General features: G+C 63.3%; 6 protein-coding genes and 1 pseudogene. All 7 read right to left on the reverse strand.

The window, feature by feature from the left end; all coding sequences use genetic code 11:
- Nucleotides 1-438, reverse strand: a pseudogene (locus Q8K05_RS09745) (formate dehydrogenase); the annotation flags it as partial.
- A gap of 33 nt (nucleotides 439-471) precedes the next feature.
- Nucleotides 472-678, reverse strand: coding sequence for a formate dehydrogenase (locus tag Q8K05_RS09750; RefSeq protein ID WP_305246434.1), 207 nt, complete (start codon nucleotides 676-678; stop codon nucleotides 472-474).
- Between the two features lie 206 nt (nucleotides 679-884).
- Nucleotides 885-1,514 (reverse strand): molecular chaperone, encoded by a 630-nt coding sequence (locus Q8K05_RS09755; RefSeq protein WP_370868818.1) that lies wholly within the window; start codon nucleotides 1,512-1,514, stop codon nucleotides 885-887.
- A gap of 2 nt (nucleotides 1,515-1,516) precedes the next feature.
- Nucleotides 1,517-3,604 carry a 4Fe-4S binding protein gene (locus tag Q8K05_RS09760; protein WP_305246435.1) on the reverse strand — a complete coding sequence of 696 codons (2,088 nt, stop codon included), beginning with the start codon at nucleotides 3,602-3,604 and terminating at the stop codon, nucleotides 1,517-1,519.
- Nucleotides 3,534-4,253: a DUF3306 domain-containing protein gene (locus Q8K05_RS09765; RefSeq protein ID WP_305246436.1), complete on the reverse strand. Its 720-nt coding sequence runs from the start codon at nucleotides 4,251-4,253 to the stop codon at nucleotides 3,534-3,536. The genes Q8K05_RS09760 and Q8K05_RS09765 overlap by 71 nt, the downstream gene beginning before the upstream one ends.
- Complete coding sequence (locus tag Q8K05_RS09770; protein WP_305246437.1) at nucleotides 4,246-4,833, reverse strand: DUF3305 domain-containing protein; 588 nt, start codon at nucleotides 4,831-4,833, stop codon at nucleotides 4,246-4,248. The genes Q8K05_RS09765 and Q8K05_RS09770 overlap by 8 nt, the downstream gene beginning before the upstream one ends.
- Nucleotides 4,834-4,889: 56 nt before the next feature.
- Nucleotides 4,890-5,770 (reverse strand): molybdopterin oxidoreductase family protein (locus Q8K05_RS09775; protein WP_305246438.1); only part of this gene is annotated, 881 nt, incomplete at its 5' end.

Raw genomic sequence — 5,770 nt, forward strand, 5'->3', positions numbered from 1 at the left:
GTTGACCAGCTTCATCGGGTAGCGCAGCCGGTATTCGCCGTGGCCGTGCTCACGCAGCGCAGCGCCTTTGGCGCAATGCGCACCCAGGTTGATGGGCGAATCAAACACAGCTTCCTGGCGAACCCACACGCCATTTTCAACCACGGCGTCCACCGCGCAGCCTACCGAGCAGTGCGTGCAGACGGTGCGCTTGACCTCGATTTTCCCGGTGCCGCCACCGGCGCCGGGCGTCGCAGCCTTGGCTTTTTTAACCAGCGTCAGCTGGGTAGCGGCCAGGCCAACCCCGACGCCCAGGCCCGAACGCCGCAAAAAGGCGCGTCGGTCCATGGTGGGCAAGGCATTGGACAGGCCGCGCGACAGGCTTTGCACAAAGCGTGCAGAACCGACGCGATGCGCAGGGTCACTATGAAGGCTGTGAGTTTTTTTCGTGAGCAGCATGAAGCTCTCCGTAAGAATGAAGACGGTGATGAATTAGATGCGCGTGGTTTTGTAGTAGCGCTTGACGTGGTCCGTCAGGCTGTAACCACCGCCTTTTTCAGGCGCGGGTTTGGGCGCTTGCAGCGCGGTTTCCAGCGCGGGTGCACCCGGCAAGGCAACCATGGCTGCGGCGGCTGCACCCGTGGCGGCCGCTCCAAAAAAGAAACCCCGGCGCGAGGGTTTTGATGAGTTGTCTTGCATATGGGTCTCCAGGGAATCTCTGCTGGCTATGTAACTGTTTGCCTACTTTACGTGAGAGTGCTGCTCACCACAACGGTTTACAGCACGCCAACGTACAGACTAAGGGAAAACGATAGGTGATCTTATCGTTACGCAGATGCCATTGATGACACCAAGTGTCTCAATTTGAGACAAGTAGGCTTAAAACGAATGCGACAGGTGCGGACTCAGGCCAGCATGTCGAAACCTTGCGCCTCAATACTGACAAAGGCCTGCGTAAAACCTGCCAACGCACGGTAAAAACGGGCCGTGGGATGCTGCATGAGCACCTCGCACATTCCGGGCACCCAGGGCTGGACATGCCGCGCAAAAAATTCGCGCTGGCGTGTGAGGTTGGCGACTTCAACGTCGTCCCCCGCAATCAGGTAGCGCATGACTTCGCACAGGTAGGCCACGTGATCCTCTGTTTCCGGCATGGCTTCATCGCGTGCCAGCCCCAGGGCTGCAATATCGGTGCGCAAGGCCGCCAGCGGCTTTTCGTTGAGAAATCCGCTGAGATAGTGGGAGCCAAAGAGATACACCTCGGGTTTGCCGACGCCACCAAAAAGAGCGTCGTGCTCCTGACGGATGTCTGCCAGACTTAGCATGCGTGCGGCAGCCACCAGCTCCACCCATGAGCCTTCAAGCAAGGCACCCGCAGCGGGCGCCTCGGTGACGGCGACACGCATGTTTTCGAGCAACTGGGCCGACGGCGCAGCGTAGTACAGAGCAGCGAGCAGTCCGTACACCTCGGCGCGTGCGGTTTCTTCATCGAGGGTGGAAGTAACGAGTTGGGCTTGCATCATGGGTAGCGACATGGTTAACGGATATCGGTGATCTTGATTTCGTTATCGGCCGAGTAGAGGTCGATGACGCGGCAGTCGCTGCACATTTTCAGGCGCTCAGCCGCCGCGCCCTGAAACATGGCGTGACCGGCAAGCTTGCCCAGCATGGACTCGATCGCCTTGAGGGTGCCAAACGGCTTGCTGCAGCGCACACAAGCGTACGGTTTCATTTCATTGATGACCACCGGCTCCTTGCGCTGCGCCGTCAGCAACAGTTGCGGCACCAGCGTGAGCGATTTTTCGGGACAGGTCTTGACGCAAAGACCACACTGCACACAGTTTTTCTCAATGAACCTGAGCTGCGGCAACTGCGGATTGTCCTGCAAGGCACTGGCCGGACAGGCGCTGACGCAGCTCAGGCACAGCGTGCAGGTCTCCTTGTTGATGGCCAGCGACCCGAACGGGGAACCGGCGGCCGGCAGGGCAATCACCTCCGGTCGCGCCGGGGCCTGCGCCACCAGATGATCGAGCACCAGCTCCAGCGTGGCACGCTTGTCGGCCTGAACCGCAAAGCCCGCGCTTTTACCCACACACTGCGCCGGCGCGCACTGCAGATCGGCATCAAGCGAAGCCAGGTCACGCGCGTCGCGCGCCTGCAGGATGCGAAAGTGTTCCCCCTGATAGCCCAGGCCCTTGAGAATCGCCTGCGCCACATCCATTTGCGTGCGAACCGCCTCACGGTACTGCGGTGCCTCTTCGCCTGTCATCAGCACCCAGACCTGGGAGGCGCCATAGGCCACGGCCGAGAGCCACAGCTCCAGCCCGATCGAGGAGGTGTGCCACAGCGCCACCGGCAACACGCGCGCCGGCACGCCTTGCGTGGCGGGATCCAGCCGTGCGGCACGGCCCAGATCCCCCAGCAGGCGCGCGCCCGCTTCCTGGCTGTGCAGCAGCAAGGCGGCGTTCTTGCCGCCGGCCCGGCTGTAGGTGGTCAGCAGGGTCTTGATCTTGACCCCCTGCTCGCTGGCGCGCGGGTAGGCGTAGCTCAGCGCGCCGCTGGGGCAGACCGTGGTGCACGCGCCGCAGCCGATACAGAGATTGGGATTGACCTTGATTTGCTGGCGATCGCGTTCGCTGCTGATGGCGGAGGCCGAGCACACATCGATGCAGGCACTGCAACCCGTTTTATCGTTGCGGCTGTGGGCGCAGAGTTTTTGCTTGTAGAGAAAAAACTTGGGCTTCTCAAACTCGCCCACCAGAGAGCGCACTTGCGTGATGGTTTTTATATCCCGGCCATCCCAGCGGAAATAGCCCTGGGGCAAGGCCTGCTGCGTGAAAGCCGCCGTCGGGCGCAGGTCGAGGACCAGATCGAACTTTTCGCTCAGCTTCTCGGGTTCCCGGCTGAAATCAATGGCGCCGGCGACCGCACACACCTTGACGCAGGCCCGGTGCGATTGGCACAGGGCGCTGTCAATCTGGTAATCCAGTCCGATCGCCCCTTCCGGGCAGGCCGCAACGCAGGCATTGCAGCGCGTGCACAAATCCAGGTCAATCGGGTTATTGCGCAACCACTTGAGCTCAAAAGCGCCGAGCCAGCCCGTCAAACCCTGGATCTTCCCCGCCAGCACCGGGTAGCGCCGCTCCTGATCGCCCCCGGCGTTACCGGCGCCTTGCGTGAACAGGGTCACGTCCAGTGCGTCGCCCAGCAAGTCGGCCGCCCGCTCGGCGGCATCAAGCTCGCCGATGATCAGCAGCCGCCCGGCGCTGGTATAGGTGACTGTCGACACGGGCTCCGGCTCGGGCAGATGCGCGGCCGCCAGCAGGGCCGCGATTTTGGGCATGGCCTGGCTGGCGTCCTTGCTCCAGCCGCCGGTCTCGCGAATATTGACAAAGCGGATCGGAGAGCTCGCTCCTTGCGTCTGCTGCGCCACTTCGGCAAACAAGCGCTTTTCCTGCGTGCACGCCACCACGACGTCGTCGCCCGATTGAATCGCTTTCTGGAAGGCGCCCGCTTCGCGGCGGCACAGCGCCGAATGCAGCGTCAGCGTTTCATTAAGTGCCGCGCCCAGCGTCTGGGGCTGTAGGGGCATGGTCTGGTTGCAGTCGCAAATGAGTGTAGGCATGGTCTTGTTGGCTGGGGCCGGAGTCAGGAAGTGACTCGGGTTGGCTGGAATTTTCGGGGATAACGTGAGGTGGACCGGCTAGGTCCGGCGCTTCAGGGGACTGTGCCATGGTTTCAGGGCCGGGCGTATTCGCAGTTTCCCGCGGCGAAGCGGCCGGATCATTCTGCATCCGGGTGCTTTCATCGGCTTTTTCTTCGTTGTCAAACAACTTTAGAAATTCGGCACCGGCCATCTGCCGGAGCATGGACTCGGGGATGGGGTCGGCTTTGGAATAGTCGTCAATGTAAATATCCAGGCCGTCCATCACGTTGAAATGCGGATCGGTAAACAGCTTTTTCATGGCGGCATTGCGCACTTCAGGCCCCACGTCGCGCGCCATGAAGGGGCTGAAGTCGGCGTCCTTGCCCAGTTGCCTCACATCTTCCAGAGACAGCGGCACTTTTTCGGGCTGCGCGGCATCGGCTGCATCAGCGACAGGGGTGGCCCCAGGCAAAGGCGCACCCGGCGTTGGCGCAGCCGCCTTGGCCACGGGTGCATTTGCCGCCGCAGGCTTTGAAACGGCAGGCGGCTCGTCCAGCGGTTTACCCTGCAGCGCGTCCGTCTTGCGGCGTGCCCAGCGGCCCAGAAAGCCGTTTGCGGGCTCAACCACGGCCACCGCCCCCGAAATTCTTGTCGGTGCTGACCCGCGCAGGGTTGCCAAAGCGGTCCTGCAGGGTCTGAAAGCTCTGCGGGCGCTGGCGGCGCTTGGCCTCCAACACGTGGTGCTCGTTCACAAACTGCTGCAGCCACTGCACCACCTGGGGCGGCGCGGGCACTTGCTCCACGGTTTCCTGCGCATCGAGCCAGCGCCCGGCATCGTGGTAGCTCAGCGTGACAATTTGCGGCACGGCCACCGGCGCGTCGGCCAGCGCAGCTTCTTCCTCCATGCGCCAGACCACCCAAAAGCAGGGCTGCTGCGTGGTGACATTGAGGTAGTAGCCTTCCGCATCGGTGGTGAGCAGCTCGACCTTGAAGCCCGGGTGCAGCCAGCGCTCTTCGCGCTCGTCCTTCAACAGTAAACGGGGCTTTTTGCCAAAGCCGCCCTCCTGCGGCACGACATCGGCCAGCACCCAGCGCCAGGGCTGCCAGACGTTGTCGATGCGCTCGCGGCGCATGACCACGGCCACCACGGTAGACGGGCGGCTGATCGCCCCGTCCGGCTCGGGAGATTGCAACAAAAAATCAGACATGGCGGGAGTGTACGGTGGTCTTCATACCCACTTCCGGAATGACCTTTTCAAGTGGGCTACTCGCCATGGACGACGCCCCCACCATAGCCTGCAGCCACTGCTGCCTTGCCCCCGCGCCGTATGGCCACCGCACAATATTTGAACTCCGGAATCTTTGCGAACGGGTCCAGCGCGGCATTCGTCATCAGGTTGGCCGCCGCCTCGTAATAGGCAAACGGCATGAACACCGCGCCTTGCGGCGTGCCGTCGTCGCGGCGCACATGTATGGCGACTTCGCCCCGGCGCGACTGCACCGTGACCACATCGCCCGCAGCCAGCCCCAGCCCAGCCAAGTCGGCGCCGCACAGTGAAGCCGTGGCCATCGGCTCCAGCGCATCGAGCACCGCCGCACGGCGCGTCATGCTGCCGGTGTGCCAGTGCTCCAGCTGCCGCCCGGTGATCAGCACAAACGGGTAGTCGGCGTCGGGCCGCTCGTTGGCCGGAATGATGTCGGCCGGCACCAGGTGCACCCGTCCGTCGTCGGTGGCAAAGTGGTCCATGAACACCGTCGGCGCGCCCGGATCGTCCTCGCTCAGGCAGGGGTAGGTCACGCTCGATTCGCGCAGCAAGCGCTCCCAGGTGATGCCCGAGATGGCCGTGTGCATGGCCTGGCGCATTTCCTCGTACACGGCGGCCACACCATGGTGCTCGCCGGCGTAGTGCCAGTCCAGCCCCATGCCGGCGGCCATCTGCTGGACGATCCACAGGTCAGGCCGGGCCTCGCCGGGCGGGTCGATCGCCTGCTGGCCGAGCTGCACCATGCGGTCGGTGTTGGTGACCGTGCCGGTCTTCTCGGGCCAGGCGGTGGCGGGCAGCACCACGTCGGCGAGCCAGGCGGTTTCGGTCATGAAGATGTCCTGCACCACCAGATGCTCCAGGCTGGCCAGCGCATGGCGCG

The sequence above is a fragment of the Polaromonas sp. genome, from assembly GCF_030682935.1.
GTDB lineage: Bacteria > Pseudomonadota > Gammaproteobacteria > Burkholderiales > Burkholderiaceae_C > Polaromonas.